Source organism: Maribacter spongiicola (genome assembly GCF_004364165.1).
Lineage (GTDB): Bacteria > Bacteroidota > Bacteroidia > Flavobacteriales > Flavobacteriaceae > Maribacter > Maribacter spongiicola.
On the sequence record NZ_SOAY01000010.1, the window covers coordinates 1439164 to 1462963 of the forward strand.

A 23800-nucleotide genomic window follows, 5' to 3' on the forward strand; every position below is an offset into this window, starting at 1 on the left:
TTACTTAACCAATTGCAATTATTTTAAGGATTCGTAGACCATAAAGATGCACTTTTTAGCATTGCTCTTCTCGGTAATTTTAAACCGCCAAGAATCAATTCAGCAAAATCTTCGGGTTGTAAAACGCTATCTTCTGAACCCTTTTCTGCAATACCTGCTTCAATTGACATATCAGATTCTATGGTGCTTGGGGTTAATGTAACAACCCTAATATTGTTTTTACGTACTTCTTTCATCAATGATTCAGACATGCCAATAACTGCAAATTTTGATGCTGAATAGGCTGATGTAGTTGCATTTCCGGTTAATCCTGCTGTAGAAGACACATTAATAATATCGCCTTCATTTTTAGCAATTAAATACGGCAAAACTTCTTTAGTCACATAATACATACCCATAAGATTGGTCTGTATAATTTGAGACCATTGGTCAACCGGCATCTCATTAAATGATCCAAAGCCCCCTATACCTGCGTTATTAACCAAAATATCGACACCTCCTAATGTGTTTATGAGGTTTTTAATACTTGTTTTAACATCCTCATAATTGCTTACATCGAATACCGCATAAGTAGCGCTAACACCCAGAGCTTCTATTTCTGAAACGGTTTCTTTTAATGTACTTTCTGTTCTGCCAGTAATGGCTACATCAATACCTTCTTTGGCAAATGCTATTGCCGTCGCTTTACCAAGACCTCTACCACCACCTGTAATGATGGCTTTTTTATTTTTTAAGTTTTCCATTTCTCTTTCAAAATTAATTTGTTGTTGTCCAATAATCCATAATAAAAGCACCACCTATTATTGGACCTACCTTTTTAACTAAGTCTAAATGTGCTTTGTGAAATAGATATATTTCTCTAGCATGTTCATCATTAAAGGTGATTGTAAACGTATGTGTAAAACCATTACTGGCACCTTCTTCACTGTCATTAACACCCCATTCGATGTTGGCTATTTCTGGTATTTCATTCTGTAACTGTAAAAAGGTTTCAACCGCTTCGTCAACTTGAGCTTCGGTAGCTTCTTCTTTATATTTAAGATTTACGATATGTCTCAAAACCTTGCCTTCTCTATTAATTTTCGGTGAAATTTTATAAGAGACTATTTTTCCTAAATCAAAACGAAAAGAACCGGCAATTAAAAAGTTGTCATCTCCAATTTTATGAGAGCGTAACCCGTAATAAATCGAATATCCTGTTTCTAAATAATTGATAGGACTAAGAACGCCAGCTTCGTTTAATTTTAATAATTGAATACTCGCATCGTCTCTTGTGCCAACTGCTAAAACAGCTTCGTTATTATCGGTTGAAACAATTTCTATTCTAGTTTGGCCTTGTAATTTGGTGGTTTCATCATCCTTAAGAACAAAATGTGGTACTAAAGCTCCTTTTTTATTCACTTTAAATACGCTTACACCATCCCCATGATAAACAAAGTCTGTTTTTTTAATAAAGCCATTTCGTTCGTAATATTTGTGATGTCTATGACCTACAATTATATATTTATTATCGCCTAGGGTTACCCCTGTTACTGGGTAAGCTCCTGTTAAATATCTATCTGTATTATTATCGCTAATATTATTTATATTCTTGAAAGTTCCGTCATCATAGACTCTGAAACTACTTACGCCATTGTCTTGAAAACCTCCTGTGTATAAAAAGGTTTTACCCTTTATTTTGTGTATGAACATGCCAATAATTCCATCAGTGTGTATGGTTTCATCATCTTTCATAGATTGCACATGCGTTAGTTTTCCATCGTTCTGTATTTTGAAACTACTCAAGCCAGGTGTTTCTTCTAAGCCACCAATAAAAAGATATGATGCATTTTTCATATGTATTACTTGTAAGGTAATTGCAATGCCCAAATAGGTATCATCGGTATCTTCAACGAGAGAAACACGGTCTAAAGATCCGTTGTCTAAAATTTTAAAGGTTTCTATAACATTACCATGTTTGTTTGCCACAAAAAGGAAGTCCGTTCCATTAATGTTATCGGCAACCATACCTCTTGCTGGTCCTGTTTGCATATGCAATTCGTGATTGCTAATTGGTGTAAGTATACCGTCTTCATTTAAACTATATACATCTACATTACCTACGCCACCAGCATAAACAAGATGAATTCCGTTTTTTTCGTAGCTAGTCACCGAAACTGTGTTTTTTCCGGTGATGCTTTTGAAGTCTTTTCTAACGAGCATTATATCATCTGAAACTTGAGCAAGGTTTAATTGCGAAAATGCCATGATGATGATTAGTGCAAAATATTTTATTATTTTCATAATTGAGGTTCTTTGTGAATAATTAGTCTACTATTGATTTTGCTCCTGCTGTAGCTATTGCTCTATCTTGTTCTATTGTTCCGCCGCTTACACCGATGGCTCCAATAATTTTACCGTCTTTATTTTTAATAGGTAAGCCGCCAGGAAAAGTCATTAGACCACCATTAGAATGCTCAATATTGTAAATAATACCACCTGGTTGGGTTAATTCGCCCAATTCACCTGTGTCAATATCAAAATATCTTGCTGTCTTTGCTTTTTTTATAGCTACGTCTATACTGCCTAAAAATGACTCATCCATTCGAATGAATGCTTTTAAATTTGCACCTGCATCGACCACTGCAATGTTTACCAGTACATTTGAATCTTCAGCATTTTTCTTTGCGGCTAAAAGAATTTCAAAGGCTTCATCGTGCGAAATGTCATTTGTAATTTGAGCATAAGTTGTAGTTGACATAGTTGTTAATGCCAGTGCGATAACCCAAACTTTAATTTGCTTAAATAAGTTCATAATTACGTTTATTAGTTAAGCTTACAAATATTGGAAATCACTTCTAAAAAATTGTTGAACAAGTTCAACACGATTATGATTATTGAATTTTATCTTGTTTTTTTATTTTACTCAAAAACTCATGCGTAATGCCTAAATAACTTGCCATTTGTCTATCCGTAAGTTTCAAAACAATTTCAGGATAACGTGTCGTAAAATAATAATAGCGCTCTTTTGCTGTTAAGCTGTTGTTTCTAACCACTCTTCGCTGCCAAGCCACAATTGATTTTTGGAACATGATTCGAAAAAATTTCTCAGCAATAGGTAATTCATTATAAAGGGTAGTTTTGTCTTCTTGAGAGATGATCAAAATCTTGCTGTCTTCTAAAGCTTGAATATTTAAATCTGATGGTTTGTGGTTCATAAAACTATCTATATCCATCAGCCACCAATCTTTAGCGGCAAAGTATAATGTATTTTCATTCCCTTTTTTATCTAATGAAAAAACTCTAAAACACCCTTCAGTTACAAACGCTTCAAATTTGCAAAACTCGCCTTGCTTGAGTAAAAATTCTCTTTTTGAAATAGTTTTGGCACTAAAAAAACTACAAAATTTTTCAGCTTCGGCAATCGACACTGCTCTATTTTTAGTAATATTTTCAATTAATAAATCGTAAATCATATTGTATTCTAATTACACGTGTAGTACAATAATTATCTAATGTAATAGTACTATTATAAGCTTTATGCGTGTTAAATAATTGGTGCAATAGTATGTATCATTCTCAATTTATATTTTTTTGATATACACATAATAGGCAACATTCGGTTGATTTTGAGCATCAATAAAGTTTGCTGATAATTTTGTTTTCCCTGCTTTCAATGTTACGTTGAATACAGCTGAGGTGTCGCCATCTTTGATTGAAGTTTCTGTTGTAATCTGATTTTCAAAAGTGATGTTGGCTTTGGTATACTCTAAATTTTTTCCCGCAGGAATTTCTTTTTCCAAACCAGGTAAGTCAGTAATTGAAATTTTGGGGGTAGTAGCGTTTATAGCTAAATTAGATTCTATTGGATATCTTCTAAGGGATACTTTGTAATTACCATCTTCAACGATATTTACACTCCAATAACCGGCACCAGATTTACCTTCTCTAATTTGAATCTGGTTCCAAGGTTGCATTGTTTCAGGTCCGTGTACGTCATGGGCTGTAAGGGTAATTGGATTTTCTTGTTTAGATCCTATCTGAAAATAGATTTCTTCGTTAAAGTCTTTAGAAACTTCTGTCCACCATTCTTCATAGAAAGCTTTCATAGCCTCGACCTTTTGTGGGTTTTTAGATGCAATATCGTTTTCTTGCCCTTGATCATTTTCAATATTGTAAAGCTCTTTCCCATTTACTAAACGCCAATTTGCCTGCATGACTGCCGATTTTTTCCATTTCTCAGGGTTTTGAATTCTTTGAGAATCGGTTACTAACATTCTATTTTGTACCGTGTCTTTTCCCATTAAAATGGGCACAATGCTTTTTCCGTTCAATGCCAAGTGATCTTTCGGTAATGCGATACCACAAAGTTCTGCCAATGTGGGTAAGATGTCTATTTGTGCGGTAAGGGTATTTATATCTTTTGCCGTAGTTATTTGCCCGTCTTTCCAATAAATAAAGAATGGTACTCGGTGACCGCCATCATACTCGCTTCCTTTGGTCCCTCTCATGCCGCTATTAAAGCCTGTAATTTTTCCTTTTTTGTTATAGTAACCTGCAGAGGTGCCATTGTCGGTCATGAAAATCAATATGGTATTATCGGCTATTTTCAGTTCACTCAATTTAGCTCTTAGTTTTCCGAAATTGTCATCGATATTCGTAATCATTCCATAAAAGCGTTTTTGGGTATCTGCTAAAATACTATCGTCTAAATCTTTATATAAATCATAATACGCTGTAGGTACATTGTAAGGACCATGAGGTGCATTGGGCGCTAAATAGCAAAAGAACGGCTTGTCTTTATTAGTCTGTATGAATTTTATAGCTTCATCAAAAAATACATCGGTACAATACCCCTCGTATTTCTCAGGTGTTCCGTTATGAAAATAGGTGTCGTTGAAATACGTATTATTCCAATAGTCGGGTGTTTGTTGTACACCACCCCCACCATGCATTACTGTTTCTTGAAAGCCACGGTCTTCTGGTCTAAAAGGATAATTATCACCTAAATGCCATTTACCAAAACCACCAGTTTTATAACCTGCTTCGGTAAACATATCGGCTAAGGTTTTTTCATTTTCACGCAATAACGACCAACCGCCAACGGTATGCCAAACGCCTGTACTATTTGCATATCTGCCCGTCATTAATCCTGAACGGGTAGGAGCACAGGTGGGACCCACATGAAAATTGGTTAAATGGGTACTCTCTGTATAAAAGGAATCTATATTCGGCGTTTTAATGATCTTGTTACCGTGAACGCCCAAATCTCCATAACCTTGATCATCTGTAATGACCAGAATAACATTAGGTTTTGAAATTTCTTTTGTATTTACCTCTTTATGTTTTTTATCAGAACAAGCAGTTACTATGATGAAACTTATTATTAAAAATAGTGTTGTCTTAGAATACATCATTTTTAAAGTTAGGTTGATTTATTTAATTTGTTTTAAAACAAAACCATTTAACCAAAGGCTTCCTTTTTCATTTTTACCTTTAAACTTTAGAATAACAGGGTTAGTACCATCAGATTCTAAAGTTGAATTAATAGAAATTGGTTGACGCTCACCGCTACTATTATTATCATAATAATTTACAATATGGTCATCTGAAGTTCTAGTGAAACTACCATCTGCATCATGTACAGTAACTTCTATTTCATTGGTTAATTTAATATCCGTTTTTCTTGCATGATGAAATGTTTCTAAAGCATATCTACCTGCTTTTAAATTGGGTAATTTAAAATGAATTTCTCCTTTCTCAACAAATAGGCCGTCTGTACCTACAAAACTCAAATCACCCAACATACTAGTGCCATTACCTAACCAATTAATTTTTTCGTCAGCGCTTATTTCTACTTGAGTATTCGTTTCTTTAATGGTGTAGTTTAAATCATTATCAGTATTTCCTGTCCATTCATTCCATTCAAATTGTACCAATTGTTTTTCTCCCCCAATATCGACTCTGCTAATGGGGTAATCATATATCGGTTTGGCATTATTGGCAATTTCGTTGGTGTTAAACTTTACGGTATTGATTGTAGCTTTACCAGATTTGAGACCTGTTGCTTTTGCCGTAACTGTAATGGATCCCAAATCTTGGGTTCCTTTTACATAGATAGCCGCAACGCCATTGTATGTTGGCGCCGGATTGGCATAAATTTTTCCGTTATCTATGAGTTCTCCAGCTCCCGAAATCGAAAATTGAACGTCATAATCAGCACTAGTTATCACATTGTCATTTTCATCTAATATAGAAGCGTAAACCAAACGAACATCTGATCCTTCTGCATAAAATGGTTTATCATTAATATTATATGCTACTTGTATATGATGCGGCTTACCTTCTTTATGCCTAGTAAATTCGGTTACTTTTTCACCATTTGTATAACCAATGGCTTTTAAGCTACCTTCTTTCCAATTGTATTTAAATGTAAATGATGGATGGTCAAGATTAATTTTGGTAAGGTCATTATCAGGTACTTGTTTCCCGATTAATTCTCCATTATGGTACAAGGCTATTTCTTGACAATTACTGAATACATGAACTTTTCCATCTTTAGAGGCTGTTTCATCTGCAATGTGAACAATAGGTTTTGGTACCAATTCAGATTGATACCAATAATAAACAGGTTTAGGGACTCTATAAGCTGATAATACGCCGTAAGTAGTCACAAAATCTCGCGACCATTGCGCATCTACAATATCGGGTTGTAAGTGATTGTAATCTGCACCCAACCATGTAATTGCCGCAAAATTATTCTTATTGCCTTTATATCTTGATATATGAAATTGATTTACTTCTGAATTGGGAGAACTACCATGTTCCATTACCATTGTAAAAGCACTTTCTGGGAATTCGGTTCTTCTATAATCCATAGTAGCATGCACATCAGTAATACCTTCATTTTTAGGTCCGTCCCATGGGGCAGAGGCTGAGGCGGTCAATCTAAACGGATCTTCTTCTTTAGCCACGGTTTGCATTCTTGGTACGGGACCTCTATGATTTATACCAGCACCCCAAACAATAATAGACGGGTGATTTCTATGATTACGGATCATAGTTCTGGTTGCCTTTTCTAAATTATCGAACCAAGTATCGCCACCCCATTCGATCCATGTAGAGGGTTCTTCATAAATGAGGATGCCTAATTCGTCGCAGGCCTGTATAAAAGCATCATCTTGGGTGTAGTGAGAGAGCCTAATGATATTCATACCAGCCTTTTTGTACTGTAGTGCCTCGTTATAATGAAACGAGTTTGGTATGGCATCACCGATATTAGGATAGTTCTGGTGACGGTTGGCACCAACCAAAAACAATGGCTCTCCATTTAAAACGAAGCCTTTTCCCTTTTCTAATGAAAACTTTCTAAATCCGAATGTATTCTCAACAAAATCAGCAGGACTATCGCCATCATAAATTATTGAATTTACCCGGTATAGGTAAGGGGAGTCTGGCGACCATAAATGGTAATCATCTTCAATGGTTGCAGATTGCCTAAACGTATGTTTTGCATTAGCTGCAATATCGATTTCAGAAATTAATTTCTTTATAACGTAACCATCTTTGTCAATTACGTTGGTTATTATTTTAGTTTTCTTGGTGGTAGAATTTTCATTTTTTACAGTAGTTTTAATCGTTACCGTGCCATTATGTTTGTTTACTGTAGGTGTTGTTATATGTACACCGGCATCAAAATCTTCCCAATTATAGTTTACGTGCAAATTATTGGTGGTTACTAAATATACATCACGGTACAAACCACCGAATTTTACATAATCGGTTCTATCTGGGTCGGGTGCAATAACTTGGCTGTACGAGTTATCTGCTTTAACGGCAATGGTGTTTTCTTTTCCTAAATGAACATAATCGGTAATGTCAAAATGAAAAGGCACATAACCATTGACTGCGTATTCGCCGACTTTTGTACCATTCACCCATAATTCTGTGGCATTATGAACTGCTTCGAATTCTAAAAATACCTTGTCTGTGCTTTTGGCGTTAATAGTTATCTTTTTGCGGTACCAGCTGATATCTCGAAGATATTTCTCTTGTACCCAAGTTTCTTTAATACTATCCATTTCATAAGAAACTAGCTGTGGTGTATGTGGTACAGAAACATTTTTCCAGCTACTATCATCAAAATCTATTGCAGTAGGTGAGTTTGTTACATCGCCTAAATGAAATTTCCATCCGATATTTAAATTGGTTTTTGTTCTGTCGCCGGCATTAAAACCCTCTGGTAATTGTTGTGCCTTTATAGATGAAGACAATAAAAGGACTATTATAATTGTTTGTAATTTTTTCATTTTTATTATTTCTATTTCCAAACTCTAAAATATTTTACGTGATATTCTCCATTTAGCTTATTCTCATCAGGTAATGCACCAAACCACTTGTTAGATTCACAATTAAAATTGACTTCTAAAGGTTGATGCCAATGTGTGTTTTTTGCCTCTCTAAATAGTATGCCATCTATATAGAAACGGATATATTCTTTTGTCCATTCTAGCCCCCAAACGTGATAATCTTTTTGTAGTTCTTTTGGGAAAAAATATTTTTTGGTCCTAGAGAAATGTGTTTTAACATCCCCATGTTCTTTTGGAGATTTAAAAACATGGATATTTGAATTTAAATCATGGCGATTATTTTCAACTCCGGGTGCGTTTTCACAGATATCAATTTCGGTCCACCAATCTTTATCTACGTTCGTCATCCAAAAACCTGAAACCCATGGCGCATCCATTAATTTAGCTTCAGCTTCAAAATATCCATACAGAAATTTATTTTTACTTTTTATAAAGCCTGTTGAATGCGTAAACTCTTTTGGTAATTTTTCAGTTCCATGTTGGTTTACCTTAATTACTAACTCCCCATTTATTTGACTCACGTTTGATTTATGGAAATATGTTGGTGGTCTTCCTTTCCATTTTGGGTTATTTGGAAACCATTTATTTTGATTCAATTGATCACTACTAAATTCATCAGAATATTTTTTTAATAGTTTCCAATCTTTAGAATTAAGTTGGTCCGATAATGGGTAGTTAGAATTTTCTCTGACAATACTTTTTTCGATTTGAACGGAATCGACATATTTTTTTGGTGGAACGGTTAGATCTTGAGCAATAACCTTTGTCGCTATAAAGAACAATACCAAAACATATTGAATTTTTACAAACCTCATTTACTTCACTATTTAAATTTGAAATAAAAATATTCTATAAGTGCAACTTGTTAAATTAGAGATGGACGGAATGCTAACACATATGGTTAATTACAACGATAGTTGCCTATAAATGGAGTTTATTCACTTTATAAGGTTGTCTTACTTGAGAGATATTGGCATAAAAAAAGGCTTTGAATGTAAATTCAAAGCCTTTTTGGTTTCGGTTGATATAAATTATTTCAATTCTAATTCTTTAATTTCTACTTTATCGGTACCTCTTAATTTTTGGTAGGTTGCCATCATTTCCTTCAATTTCTCAGGATTAGATTCTGCAACGTTATGTTCTTGTGCGCTATCTTCTTTTATATTGTAAAGTTGATATGATTCTGAAACACCCAATTCAATTTTAACTTGATTATTAAAAGCGCTGCCTTTATAAGGCGGAATCATAATCCAATCGCCGCTTCTTAATGCTGTTTTCTGACTCGCTTCTAAAATTAAATCGGTTCTACCAGTTTTTGTCTTTCCTAATAGTGCATCAATTAGTTGAGCACTATCATCTGTTTTTTCGGTACTACCCGTTAAACTTGCAAGCGAACTAAGAAAATCTACTTGACAAACTAGCGCGTCTGAAACTGAAGGCTCAATAGTACCTTTCCAATACGTAATGAATGGCACATGGGTTCCCGCATCAAATAAACTATACTTTCCGCCTCTTAGACCACCTGCAGGCGTATGTTTGCCTAATTTTTCAACGGCGTCATCATAATAGCCATCATTTAAAACAGGACCGTTATCACTTGTAAAAATAATTAAGGCGTTTTTTAAAATTCCCTCATCTTTCAATGTTTTCATGAATTCACCTATAACCCAATCAGCTTCAAGAATGACATCACCACGTGGTCCCATACCAGATTTACCTTCAAAACGAGGATGTGGTGTTCTTGGTACATGCGGTTGTTGCAGTGCATAGTATAGAAAGAAAGGTTCTTTTTTATGGTTCTTTACATAGGCTTGTGCTTTTTCTAAAAAGTGATCAGCCATATCTACATCGCTCCATTTTGCATCTTCTCCACCTTTCATGAAGCCAATTCTTGGTATACCGTTTACAATGCTATTATTATGGCCATGATGCCACTTCATACTTGTTAATTCAGGATTGTCCTTACCCGTTGGTTGGTTGTCATAATTGTTCTCATAATCTACTTCTATTGGGTCATTAGGGTCTAAACCATCTACATGACCATCTTTTATATAGACTGTAGGTACGCGATCTTGGGTAGCTGCCATAATATAAGAATAGTCAAAACCAACTTCATTGGGACCCGGAGATACCCTCTCGTTCCAGTTTACATTACCTGTACCTAACCCTAAGTGCCATTTACCAACGATACCTGTAGCATAGCCTTGTTTCTTTAACATCTTTGGTACGGTCTGCTGTTCGGTACTAATAATTAATGGTGCAGTACCGGGTAATATTTGCGCGTCTTTATTTCTCCACGGGTATACTCCTGTTAAAAGTCCATAACGGCTTGGCGTACACGTGGCAGATGTTGCATAGCCATTTGTAAAACGTACACCACCATTGGCTAAATTATCAATGTTTGGGGTGTTTATTTCAGTAGCGCCATTGGCACTTATATCACCATACCCTAAATCATCGAGGTAAATAACCACAATATTTGGTTGTGCCGAAGTTTCTGCCTCTATAGAAACATCTGTTGCACCTTTTTTATCCGAATCCTTACAGCTAATAATACCTAATACTAAAAGTGATAGGCAAAGTTTGTAGAGACTACTTTTTGGTCTTAAAATCTTATTCATTGTTCTGTTGTTTTAATTCTTTTTTAGTGATTTATTTCTGTCTTGCTCCCATTTTTTTTCCTCTTTAATGACGTTTTTGGCATGAGGGTCCAGCCAACCCGGTGCCATATTCTTTGCATCCCATTTTTTATATTCCTGTTCTAAATTTATACAAATTTCAGGATTTGTCGATGCAATATCATAGCGCTCTAATTGGTCATTTTCTAAATCGAAAAGTAAAGTACTGTTTTTATAAGCACTTTTGTACAACTTGTATTTTCCTTTTCTAACCGCATATTCAAAGTTGCCTGATGATCGCCAAAATAAGGTCTCATGAGGTTTTTTTTTATGCTCTTTAAGAATGTAGGGTAGTAAATCTACACCATCTAATTGTGTTTCTTTTTTTGAATTACCACCGGCAGCGTTTAAAATGGTAGGAAAAAGATCCAAAGAAGAAACTGGGTTGTCAAAAGTTTGCTTTCCTTTTATTTTATTGGGCCAGGTGATAAAGAAAGGCACTTTTATTCCGCCCTCGAACAGCATGCCTTTATGACCTCTATAAGGTCTATTGTCGGCATGTTCAATTCTACCACCATTATCGCTTAAAAATACTAAAATTGTATTTTCCTTCATATTGTTGGCAACCAGAGTTGAATCTATTCTACCAACGTTGGTATCTACTGCATTTACCATAGCGGCATAAATACTTCTACCGGCATATTCTATATGTTTGGTTTTTTCTAAATATTCTTTTGTAGCGTGATCAGGCGCATGTGGTGCGTTATATGCCAAATAGATAAAAAAGGGTTTGTCATCTTTTTTATTAATAAAGGCAATTGTTTCGTCGGTGAAGTCATCTGTTAAGTACGATAATTCATTTTCGGGTACTGCTTTTCTATTTCTGTAAATAGTCTGAATTTCATTTTTAGATTTCCCCCAATAGTTCATTCCGCCACCAGGAAATCCGAACCAATGGTCAAAACCTTGTGCTGGCGGGTACAAATCTGGATGATCACCTATATGCCATTTTCCTACTGCACTAGTTCTATAGCCCTGGTTCTTTAAAGCTTCAGAAATCATTTTTTCAGATAAAGGTGTACCAATACTGGCATCGTTTTCTCCGTCATAGGGCATGTTACAATCATGACCGAAACGGGCTTGGTAACGACCTGTTAATAAACCAGCTCTCGACGGACTGCAGTACGGATGAGAAACATAACCATTTGAAAAAATAACTCCTTCTCTAGAAAGCCTATCTAAATTTGGGGTGGGTATATCGGTAGCACCATTAAAACCCACATCGGCCCAACCTTGATCATCTGTAAGAATTACGATAACATTTGGCCGTTCTTGGCTAATTGCTGTATTAAAACTTAATATCGCTAAGAGTAAAATAAAGAGTGCGGTAAAATTCTTGTTCATTATTTCGATTTAATGGTAATGGTAGATGAACTTAAATTTTGTGAGCTTGCCGTTATATTAATTTCGCCAGATGCTTCGGTAGATTTTAATATAGCCAAGCTTTTGCCATAAAAAGATTTAATACGGTCTTCTTTAAAAGATTCTAAAGAGGCAGAATTTCCATTGCCAACTGCTTCGAGAACACCATTACCGGTTACTTCAAAATTTACTAAGTTATCTGCATTAGCACATAAATTACCATCTTTATCTTCAACCCTTACGGTTATAAAAGACAGATCCTTTCCATCAGCATCAATACTGCTTCTATCAGCCACCAAAGTTATTTTAGCAGCTTTGCCTGCCGTTTTTATTTCTTTGGTTGCCACTTCTTTATTGTTTTTATAAGCAACTACTTTTATACTGCCCGGTTGGTATGGTACGTTCCAAGACAGTCGGTATTTAGATTTGTAAATTCCGCGTTTAAATCCATAACCTGAATCTAAGAAACCTCTGTATTCGGTAAAGACATCGGTTAAATCTTTGCCTTTTACTTTTTTGCCAAATGACTTCCCGTTTACAAATAACTCCACTTCATCTGCATTGGTGTAGGCGTAAACCGGTATGGTCTGTCCTTCTCTTCCTTCCCAATTCCAATGTGGTAAAACATGTACCATAGGTTCTGTTGTCCATTGACTTTGGTATAAATAGAATCTATCTTTTGGAAATCCGCATAAATCTACCGGTGCAAAATAAGAAGCATGAGATGGCCAATCGTCGTTCCAATAACCGTTGGTAGAATTATCTCTACCACCATAAGGTGTTGGTTCGCCTAAATAATCAAAACCTGTCCAAATAAACTCGCCTAAAGAATGTGGATTTGCCTCTTGTGCCGCAAATTCAATATCTGGTGCATACGCCCAATTAGGACCAACAGTAACATCATAACTAGAAACTTGGTTGGTCTCTTTATTGACATTGTATGCCTGCGGAATTTCATAAAACCCTCTAGTGCTTGTTTGTGATGAGGTTTCGGAACCATAGAAAATCATTTCAGGATTCTGTTTTCGTATTTCGTCATAGTAAGAAGGTTTGTAATTAACCCCTACCACATCAATCTGTGAAGCCAATTTATTAGTAAATGAAGCAGGATAGTTATTAAAACCGGCAGTTGTTGGTCTTGTGTTATCTTCATCATGGCAAATATCATTTAGCATTTTTGCTGTTTTCCACCCGTCAGGTTTTGCTTGCTCTAAAATTTCATTACCAATACTCCACATAATTACCGACGGGTGATTACGGTCTCTTTTTATCATATCACGTAAATCTGTTTCTGCCCATTCATCAAAATAATTGCTATATCCGTTAGGCACTTTCGGTATTTTCCACTCGTCAAAAGCCTCGTCAATGACAACAATTCCTAATCTATCGCATACCTGAAGCATTTCTGGCGATGGCGGATTATGACTTGTTCGTAAAGCATTAGCACCCATTTCTTGCATAATCTGCATTTGGCGTTCGGTTGCCCTATAATTTACTGCCGCACCTAGCGGTCCTAAATCATGATGCATGCAAACCCCATTAAGCTCGACAGCAGATCCGTTTAAATAAAAACCTTCTTTTTTAAAGTCAATATGTCTAATACCAAACTCGGTTTCATATTCATCTACAATTTGCCCGTCTATGATAACACGACTTATAGATTTGTATAAATTGGGATTGCCAATATGCCATAATTTCGGGTTTGTAACCTCAATTTCTTGAATTTCTTTGCTTTCAGATTTTTTTAAAAGAGAGACTTGCGATGCGCTTACGGCCACGCTATTATTTTCGGTATCTAAAATGGTGGTTTCTAAAGTCACTTCTTTCGCACTTTCTGAAGCATTTTTTATTTTGGTTTCAACTTTTACCAATGCTTTTTCTGAGGTAGCAGTTGGGGTAGTGATGTAAGTTCCCCATTGCGGTATGTGTATTGCATTATTTATTTTTAAACGTACATTTCTGTAAATTCCCGCGCCAGGATACCAGCGTTCAGACAGTACTTCTGGTGCTAATTGTACAGCAATAACATTGTCTTCGCCAAACTTAATATAAGGTGTTAAATAGTATTCAAAACCACTATACCCGTAGTGCCTTTTGCCAACAAAATTACCATTGATATATACTTTTGAATTATCCATTACTCCGTCAAATTCAATTGAAATTTGTTTGTCCTCGTTTTCTTTTTCTATGGTAAAATGTTTTCTGTACCACGCAATTCCATCAATTGTTAATCCACCGTTTCTGGCATTATTACTACTGTCAAAAGGCATTTCTATAGCCCAATCATGTGGTACATTTACTTTTCTCCAATTGCTATCTTCTAAAGTTATACTTTCTCCATTTTCAATAGTGTCTTTGACAAATAGCCAATCTTTATTAAAATCTATGTCTTCAATAACTTTTTCTTCTTTTGGCTGGCAAGAGGTTACTAAAAGCGCCAATAGAATTATCTTATAAACTACTATTTTGAACAGTTTCATTTCTTTAATTTCTATGGTTAATCGGTTAGGTTTGTAGTATAGCAATCGGTAATGTCAAGTGGATCATCCATTTCTTGCTGTAATTGTTGCAAGTCTAGAAATAGCGATTTAATTCTTTCTTGTTGTTCAGCTAGATTAGAAATATCGTTCATTTCTTCAGGGTCAGCATTTAAATCGAAAAGGAGTATTTTTTTGATTTTAGGAAACACCATTAATTTGTAACCATCTTTACGTATCATTCTTTGAACGTCTAAATATGCACCGTATATAGCACCATATTTGCTTTTGGTTTCTTTCCCTTTTGCAATATCCAGAAAACTATGATATTCAATATATGACGGTTTTTCTATACCTGCGATATCTAATGAAGTAGCCATGGCATCTTGTAAATACACATCTACATTACTTTTTTTATTTTTTGGTATATCTGGACCTAAAATGATCATTGGTGGTCTAATACTATGCTCAAATAAGCTTTGCTTGCCCAACAAACCATGTCTGCCCATAGCCAAACCATGATCGGCCGTAAATATGATATAGGTATTGTTCATCTTTCCAGATTTTTTTAATGATGCTATAATTTTTCCTATTTGCGCATCTACATGGGTAATACTTGCGTAATATTCTTTGGTATGGGTTTTTATGGCAAGTTGTGTTCTAGGGAAGGGTGCCAATGCTTCATCTCTAAGGTTATCTCCATTAGCAATATCATGACGGTAGGTGTATTCGGGCATAAAGCTCTTCGGTACCGACATTTCTTCAATTGCATACATATTCTGATATTCTGGCGGAGCTTGCCTAGGATCATGAGGCGCATTGAAAGCCAAGTACATAAAAAAAGGTTTTTCACTTTCCTTAGCTTTATTTATAAACCCAATGGCATCATCTTTTAAAACTTCGCTCCAATGTTTTCCGCCTTGCCAGTATCCGCCATGAGCGGTATTTGTTGGTGACCAAGTAGTATCGTTGATAGAAAGCGGGCGATTATAGCCATTGGGCATAATATCGGCTGATTTTGCATTCGTAATTTTTGAAAGTGAATCGAACTTAGCAACCATGGTTTCGTGGTCCCATGCATCGTTTGGCATTCCAGGACGAATATGTGCTGTATGCATAAAAACTTTCTGTGCAGGAGCATCTACATGCCATTTTCCGGTCATATAGGTTTCATAACCATTACTTTCCAAAAGCTTGCCCCAAGTCTTATCGATAGAGTCATTAGCAATCCAATTTTTTCGAAATGTATTTGCCCTCCAAACAGAGCGCCCAGAAATTATCATTGCTCTAGACGCCGCGCAGACAGCGCCGCTCCATGAGCCCATATTGTAAGCATTTGTAAACGTGGTACCCTCATGAACCATAGCATCCATATTCGGTGTAATGATTTCTGAATTACCTAATGCATGTATTGACGAATAGGTTTGGTCGTCAGTGAAAATAAAAACAATGTTAGGCTTTGAATTTTGGCTAGCTGTTTTAGACTCGCTTTCACAAGAGATGAATACTGAGAATAGTAAAATGTATAGTGTAATTTTCATTGCTTAATGGATGGTTTTAAAACAAATAATGCCCACTTCGGCAGAAGTGAGCATTATAAATAACTCAAATAATTTTTAGCTAACACTCACTACAAATGTGGCTTTTATAGTTTTGTTTAGCAGTCACAGATGGTTTTTATAGAATAACATATGTTTTATCCTTCAATTTCTTCATTTGATATATCATCGGTTTTTTTAAGTCGGATGTATTTGCTAGGTATTACCCCAAACTGTTTCTTGAAACATTTTGAGAAGTACGAAGCGGTATTAAAACCGGTCATATACATAATTTCTTTTACTGATAAATCACTTTTTTCGAATAGCTGAACAGCACGTTTTAATCGAATATTTCTAATAAATTCACTTGATGATAGACCGGTCAATTCTTTTATTTTTAAATACAAGTTACTTCTACTCATATTCATTTCTTTCACCAACATTTCAACACTAAATTCAGAATTCATCATGTGTTTTTCTACCATTTCAATTGCATTCTGTAAAAATATTTCATCGGATGAGGTTACCGTAACTTCATTAGGCTGTAATGTTATTTCTCTATTGAATCTTTTACGTAGTTCTTCACGATCCTTTAAAATATTAGCAAGTTTTAATTCTAAAAGCTCTAAATCAAAAGGTTTTCTAATATAGGCGTCTGCACCAGTTTTTAGACCTTCGATTTCTTTTTCCTGAGATGTTTTTGCGGTTAGCATCACCACAGGAATGTGACTTGTTTCTTGTGTGGTTTTTAATTTATTACAAAGTTCAATACCATCCATTACTGGCATCACCAGATCGGTAATTACAATGTTTGGCATAAACTTGTTTGCTAACTCTAAACCTTTTTCGCCATTTTCGGCTTCGTAGATATAATAGCTTTCTCCTAATCCCTTTTTAATAAAAGATCTTATATCTGAGTTATCGTCTACGATCAGTAGTAAGGGAAGTTTAGATCTAGACCGTGTCATGTTTTGGTCAATGATGTCATCCATAAAACTTATAGCATGCGAGTCGGCGTCATCTTTACTGATAAAAGTATTGGTCTCAAAAACTTCATGAAAGTTGAGTTCTTTTGTTTTTTCAAAGGTTTCTTTTTCTTTGGGTAACCAAACATAAAAGGTAGTGCCGGTTTCAGAATCACTCTTAACTTTTATAATACCTTGATGTAATTCGACAAGATTTTTGGTAAAGGAGAGTCCTATACCCGTTCCTTTGGTATCTACATGGGTTGTAAGTCCTATTTCGGTGTAAAAGCGTTCAAATATATGTTGTAGTCTATGGGCAGGAATACCGGGACCAGAATCTTTTACTTGAATAACAATGTATTTAGATTGGTCAACGGTAAGCTCAATATCCTTTGGTGTGTTAAAATCGTTACCATCGAAAATTTCAAAAAGAATGTTACCGTCTTCAGGTGTAAATTTAAAGGCGTTCGAAAGTAAATTGTTGCAAATTTTCTCAACGGCATCTGGATCGAACCATGATAAAATTGAATCTTTAGAAGATTTTATTTCGAATTCAATATTCTTTTTTCTACTAAGAAACTGAAAAGGTTCACCTACTTCTTTTAAAAACTCTGCAATATTACTCTTACTTAGATTTAGGTTCATTTTACCATGATCCATTTTTCTAAAATCTAATAACTGATTTACCAAACGTAGTAGGTAATCGGTGTTTTTTCGCATTAACCCATATTGGTCTTTTGTTTCTTTAGGACTAATTTTTCCTCCTTTTTTGATTAAATAGTCCAACGGACCTTTTATAAGTGTTAGCGGAGTTCTAAATTCATGAGATATATTGGTAAAGAACTCTAGTTTTAATCGGTGAATTTCTTCGTTCTTATCTTTTTCTAAATTTCGAAGTTCTAACTGGTGCTTCTCTGCAGATCTGATCATGGTAAACCTTCTAAAAGCATATAGCAATGCGATTGTCAATAGTAAATACGCAAATTTAGCAAGGTTAGTTTGCCACCATGGCGGCGTTACTTTTATTTTAATTTCAACGGGAGTTTCGTCCCAAATGTTATCGTTGTTAGAAGCTTTTACGCGTAACATATAAGAACCTGGTTCAAGATTGGTATATGTGGCAAACCTATTATCGGCAGAAGTGTATATCCAATCTTTATCAAACCCATCTAACTTATAAGCATATTTATTTTTACTAGAAGCGGCATAATGCAAGGCCGCAAACTCGAAAGAGAAGCTGTTTTCATTATGTTTTAATTCAATTTCTTCTATAGAATTTATAGATTGATCAAGAATAACGCGACCATTTGTTTCGGTGTCAATACCCACAGGTTTATTAAAGATAGAAAAGTTGGTTAAAACCGTTTCTGGTTTTATTTTATTACTTATAATATCTTCTGGGTAGAAAGCGGTAAGACCGTTAACACCCCCAAAAAGCATTAATCCTTCTTCGGTTTTAAAGGCGGCTAGCTCGCTAAATTCGTTGCTTTGTAAGCCATCATTTACATCGTAATTTTGAAATTTTTCTTTGTCAATATTAAATTTTGATATGCCTTTATTGGTTGATAGCCATAAATTACCCTGATTATCATCTAAAATTCCTTTTATAACATTATTAGGTAAACCCTCTTTTTCGGAATAGGTTTTAAAATGTTCTGTTTTACCATCTTTTGCAGGTATAAACTTATTTAAACCACCACCAAAAGTACCTACCCATATGTCTTTAGACTTACTTTCGAAAACCGATAAAATGTAGTTATGGCTAATGGTAGTTTCATCGTTAGGTGTATTCTTATAATTAACGAATCTTGGATTCTTAGAATCAATTTGATTGTAAGGTAATTTTGCTAAACCATTACCGGTAGCAAACCAAATGTCACCCTTTGAATCTTGAAAAATATTTCTGATAATATTATTGGGTATACCGGTTTCATTGTTGGGTATATATTTAAAATTAGCTTTGGTAAAAGTGTCACCATCCTCATTTATAAGCCAACGTTGTATTCCGCCATTGTAGAAGCCTATCCAAACATTACGATCTTTATCTTGTAATATTGAAAATACACTACTGGGTACCTGAGTTATTGGTTTTAGATCATCTGTACCAATTTTTTTATTAGTTACAAGATCTATTTCGAATAACCCTGGCGCATTTTCTCCGCCTACAAATAATTTGTTTCCAGATTTTAATTGTATTTCTTCAATAGCAAATACCTTGTTGATTTTGGTAAAGTGTTGAAATTGATTAAAATCACTTTCTTTATCTGTTTTTCCTAATAGGTTTAAACCACCACCTTCGGTACCTATCCATAGATTTCCATTACTGTCTTCACGTATGGCTCTAATTTTATCATTACTTAAACTGCCTAGCTCAAGGTTCTTTTTAATATGTGAAAATTGTTTTCTTTGGGGGTCTAATTTGTTGATTCCGCCTCCATTAACACCTATCCAGATAATTCCTGTATGGTCAATATGTAGTGCTTTTACAGAATTTTTACTTAAGCTAGTAGTAGGGTTTTCTGGGTCGTACTTGTATTCGCCCACTAACTCGGGTAATTTTGTTTCAGATAGGTTAGCAAACTCGAAAAGACCATCGTCGGTACCTGCCCAAATATGATTGTTATTTATTGAAATAGTGTTAAAATTGCCGCTATAGAAAAACTGTAACTGATTCTCTTTTTTATTAGGAGAAAATCGATACAGACCGTTGCCAGTCCCTAAAATTAAATGCCCATAAGTGTCTTCAACTATAGATTTTACTTGCGTGTTTGGTAAGTTAATTTTTTCGTTTACTTCTTGAAAATACATGTCTCCATTATTATCTCTAGATAACTTGGAAAGACCATTTATGCCACCGATCCAGATTTGGTGCATACTGTCTTCGAAAAAAGTGTTTACATTATTACTGTTTCTGGTAGGTGAATTGCTGTTTTGATATAAGTTGAAATGTTCAAATTTTAATGAATCTGTTGGCTTTGATAGGTCGGCCATATCAATTCCTTTCGTGGTGCCTACCCAAAGTCTGTTATCACTATCATTAAATACTAAGGTGATATAATCGCTTGATATCGAAAATTCATTGTTAGGGTTACTTTTATATTGTTTAAATCTTTCGGTTTTTTTGTCAAAATAATTTAACCCTCCGCCAGTAGTTCCAATCCACAAATTACCTGATCTGTCATCAATTATTTTCCAAATTAAGTTGCTGCTAATGCTGTGCGGCTTTTCAGGGTTTGGTTTAAAAACAGTAAAATTATAACCATCATATCTGTTTAATCCATCATGTGTTCCAAACCACATAAAACCGTTATCATCTTGAATAATTGTATTTACATCGCTTTGCGATAATCCGTTCTCTGTATTTAAATGTTCAAATTTTAAAGAATTTTGAGCGTAAGAAATATGTGCTAATCCGAAGAGCAGCATAAAGATTACATATAGCGAACTCCTAGTGGAGCTCAATTTATAGGGGAGATAGGTCATACTAACAAATATATCAATTAAGCTATGAAATTTTATGATTGATTTTTTTAACGGTAGACATAAGTTATATTGTGTTTTGTTGTAAGCGTTTGATTTTCAGTAGTTATTCGTTAATTCTTAAAAGTAGTGCTTCCTATTAAACATCATATGTTCTAGCTTTTAAATCATTTGCTATAATTCAAAATGGCTTTATACACGAACTTTACGGTCTATTAAGTGAAAGTTGAATTCTATATTCAATACAATTTCAAACGTTACTAATACCGCATTAATGAAATATATAGTTTGTGAAAAGCCAGGTGAATTTATTTTAAAAGAAAAAGAAGCACCTATAAGAAAGAAAGATGAAGCCTTGTTGAGAATTAAAAAAGTAGGTATTTGTGGTACGGATTTACATGCATATGGTGGTAATCAGGCATTTTTTACATACCCTAGAATATTAGGTCATGAATTAGCTTCTGAGGTAGTTGAGATTGGCGCAAATGAGCGTGGAATTAAAGCAGGGGATAAGGTGGTAGTAATGCCGTACATAAGCTGTGGAACATGTATCGCTTGTAGCAACGGAAAAACAAATTGTTGTACTAATATTAGAGTTTTGGGCGTGCATACCGATGGTGGAATGCAAGAGTTCATTACCATACCCACCAATATTTTGTTATTAGCAAATAATTTGACCGATGATGAAATGGCTATTGTAGAACCATTGGCAATTGGTGCACATGCTGTTAGAAGAGCCAATATAGTACCTGGAGAAACAGTTGCCGTTGTTGGTTGTGGACCAATAGGGATAGGAATTATGAAATTAGCACAGATTGCTGGTGCAAAGGTTATCGCTTTAGATATGAACGAGCAACGTTTGCAATATGCAAAAGATAAAATAGGGGTAGATTATATTGTTAATGTAAGCGAAGATCCTATAAAACAAATTTCTGAAATTACTAACGGAGATTTATGCACGGCCGTATTCGATGCTTCTGGTCACAAGGGGGCATTAGAAATGTGCCCATCATATATGTCGCACGGTGGTAGATTTGTTTTAGTAGGACTTTCAAAAGGAGAACTCACCTATACGCACCCAGCAATACATGCTAAAGAAATGACTTTAATGTGTAGCAGAAATGCTACTACTGAAGATTTTGAACATGTTATTAATGTTTTAGATCAATTTCCAACGGCATCATTTATCACACATTCGGTCCCCTTTACAGAAATGATCGAAAATTTTGATAGTTGGTTAAAACCTGAAACAGGAGTGATAAAAGCAACAGTTAATTTTAATTGAGATAATGCAAAAAAGTTACGTTCAAATAGATCCGAAAGATAATATTATCGTTGCCATCACTAATTTAGAGAAGGGTACGATTGTTACTATAGCAGATCAAGAGGTTACTTTAATCGAGCATATTAAGCAAAAACATAAGTTTGCCTTGGTCAATTTTAATTTGGGTGATGACATTTTTATGTACGGTGTTTTAATTGGTAAAGCAATGACTAAAATTGCTGCTGGTGGTGCTATTACCATAGAAAACGTAAAACATGCTTCTGCAGAATTTAATGAAACTAAAGTAGCATTTAATTGGCAGGCGCCAGATGTTTCTAAATTTGAGAATAGAACTTTTAACGGCTACCATAGAGAAGATGGTAAAGTAGGTACAGCCAATTATTGGCTGGTTATACCGCTGACATTTTGCGAAAACAGAAACTTAGATGTAATTGAAGCTGCACTATCAGAAAAATTAGGATACCAAACCATCAAAGATTTTTCTGTAGATACAGATGCTTTAATTCAACAATATAAATTAGGTAGTTCAAGAGATAAAATATTAAGCACACCTATAATAGCTACCCATGAAGAAATGGCGAAAAATAGGGTATTCCCGAATGTGGACGGAATTAAATTTTTAAAGCATGATGGCGGTTGTGGTGGCATTCGGCAAGATTCTGAAACCTTATGCAAGCTGCTAGCCGGCTACATTGCCAACCCAAATGTGGCTGGTGCGACCATACTGAGTTTAGGTTGCCAAAATGCACAGATTGCAATGCTTCAAAATGCATTGAACGCAATCGATAGTGATAAGCCTGTGCATTATTTAGAACAACAGCATAGTTTAAGTGAACGTCATTTTATTGAAGAGGCTGTTAAAGTAACTTTCTTAGGGTTAATTGATGCTAATGAAATCTTTAGAAAACCGGCACCGCTTAATAAATTGGTTCTAGGTTTAGAATGTGGTGGATCAGATGGTTTTTCAGGTATTTCTGCCAACCCTGCTTTAGGGTATGCATCAGATTTATTGGTTGCCTTAGGGGGTAGTCCTGTATTATCAGAATTTCCAGAGTTGAATGGGGTTGAGCAAGAAATGATTAATAGATGTATGACTGATGAAGACTCTAAAAAGTTTTATAATCTAATGCGTGCATATTCTGCCGCAGCTGTTGCCGTGGGGTCTGGTTTTGAAAATAATCCGTCTCCTGGTAATATTAAAGATGGTCTCATAACAGATGCCATGAAATCTGCCGGTGCAGCCAAAAAAGGTGGTACTTCACCAATTGTAGAGGTGTTAGATTATACAGAACAGGTAACCAAACCTGGCTTAAACCTTTTGTGTACCCCAGGTAATGATGTTGAATCTACGACCGGTTTAGTTGGTTCGGGCTGCAACGTGGTTGTTTTTACTACTGGTTTAGGCACACCAACAGGTAACCCGGTATCACCAGTTTTAAAAATGTCAAGTAATACTGCTTTATACGAACGTATGAATGATATTATTGATATCAACGCCGGTACGGTTATAAGTGGTGAAGATTCTATAGAAACAATGGGCGAGAAAATTCTTGAACATATTATTCAAGTAGCCAGTGGTACGATTGCTTCAAAAGCGGTTGCCCATGGTAATAATGACTTTATTCCGTGGAAAAGAGGAGTTTCTTTATAGACTTTTCAATTTAATA

General features: G+C 35.1%; 14 protein-coding genes. 2 read left to right on the forward strand and 12 right to left on the reverse strand.

Annotated elements, in window-relative coordinates:
• Positions 1-23: 23 nt before the first annotated feature.
• The 12 genes from CLV90_RS06655 to CLV90_RS06710 form a co-directional block, all read right to left on the reverse strand.
• Positions 24-743, reverse strand: coding sequence for a 3-ketoacyl-ACP reductase (locus CLV90_RS06655; protein WP_133686684.1), 720 nt, complete (start codon positions 741-743; stop codon positions 24-26).
• 13 nt (positions 744-756) lie between these two features.
• Positions 757-2283: a Dabb family protein gene (locus CLV90_RS06660; RefSeq protein WP_133686685.1), complete on the reverse strand. Its 1527-nt coding sequence runs from the start codon at positions 2281-2283 to the stop codon at positions 757-759.
• 22 nt (positions 2284-2305) lie between these two features.
• On the reverse strand, positions 2306-2794 hold the full coding sequence (locus CLV90_RS06665; protein WP_133686686.1) for a GlcG/HbpS family heme-binding protein: 489 nt from the start codon (positions 2792-2794) through the stop codon (positions 2306-2308).
• A gap of 79 nt (positions 2795-2873) precedes the next feature.
• Entirely contained in the window at positions 2874-3455 is a 582-nt protein-coding gene (locus CLV90_RS06670) for a Crp/Fnr family transcriptional regulator (protein ID WP_133686687.1), read from the reverse strand.
• Between the two features lie 108 nt (positions 3456-3563).
• The gene (locus CLV90_RS06675) at positions 3564-5396 is read right to left on the reverse strand and encodes an arylsulfatase (RefSeq protein ID WP_133686688.1); all 1833 of its coding nucleotides are present in this window, start codon (positions 5394-5396) and stop codon (positions 3564-3566) included.
• An 18-nt stretch (positions 5397-5414) separates the two neighbouring features.
• Positions 5415-8288 (reverse strand): glycoside hydrolase family 2 protein, encoded by a 2874-nt coding sequence (locus tag CLV90_RS06680; RefSeq protein WP_133686689.1) that lies wholly within the window; start codon positions 8286-8288, stop codon positions 5415-5417.
• Positions 8289-8299: 11 nt separating this feature from the next.
• Positions 8300-9163, reverse strand: coding sequence for a family 16 glycosylhydrolase (locus CLV90_RS06685; RefSeq protein WP_133686690.1), 864 nt, complete (start codon positions 9161-9163; stop codon positions 8300-8302).
• A gap of 216 nt (positions 9164-9379) precedes the next feature.
• A complete protein-coding gene (locus tag CLV90_RS06690; protein WP_133686691.1) occupies positions 9380-10969 on the reverse strand; it encodes a sulfatase family protein in 1590 nt (529 codons plus the stop codon).
• Positions 10970-10981: 12 nt separating this feature from the next.
• Positions 10982-12370, reverse strand: coding sequence for a sulfatase-like hydrolase/transferase (locus CLV90_RS06695; RefSeq protein ID WP_133686692.1), 1389 nt, complete (start codon positions 12368-12370; stop codon positions 10982-10984).
• Entirely contained in the window at positions 12370-14868 is a 2499-nt protein-coding gene (locus CLV90_RS06700) for a glycoside hydrolase family 2 TIM barrel-domain containing protein (protein ID WP_133686693.1), read from the reverse strand. The genes CLV90_RS06695 and CLV90_RS06700 overlap by 1 nt, the downstream gene beginning before the upstream one ends.
• Positions 14869-14885: 17 nt before the next feature.
• Positions 14886-16406, reverse strand: coding sequence for a sulfatase-like hydrolase/transferase (locus CLV90_RS06705; protein ID WP_133686694.1), 1521 nt, complete (start codon positions 16404-16406; stop codon positions 14886-14888).
• A 155-nt stretch (positions 16407-16561) separates the two neighbouring features.
• Positions 16562-20794, reverse strand: coding sequence for a hybrid sensor histidine kinase/response regulator transcription factor (locus CLV90_RS06710; protein WP_243835285.1), 4233 nt, complete (start codon positions 20792-20794; stop codon positions 16562-16564).
• A gap of 328 nt (positions 20795-21122) precedes the next feature.
• On the opposite strand from CLV90_RS06710, the gene CLV90_RS06715 reads away from it, so the two are divergent.
• On the forward strand, positions 21123-22133 hold the full coding sequence (locus CLV90_RS06715) for a zinc-binding alcohol dehydrogenase family protein (protein WP_133686696.1): 1011 nt from the start codon (positions 21123-21125) through the stop codon (positions 22131-22133).
• Between the two features lie 4 nt (positions 22134-22137).
• The gene (locus CLV90_RS06720) at positions 22138-23784 is read left to right on the forward strand and encodes a UxaA family hydrolase (RefSeq protein WP_133686697.1); all 1647 of its coding nucleotides are present in this window, start codon (positions 22138-22140) and stop codon (positions 23782-23784) included.
• Positions 23785-23800: the final 16 nt, after the last annotated feature.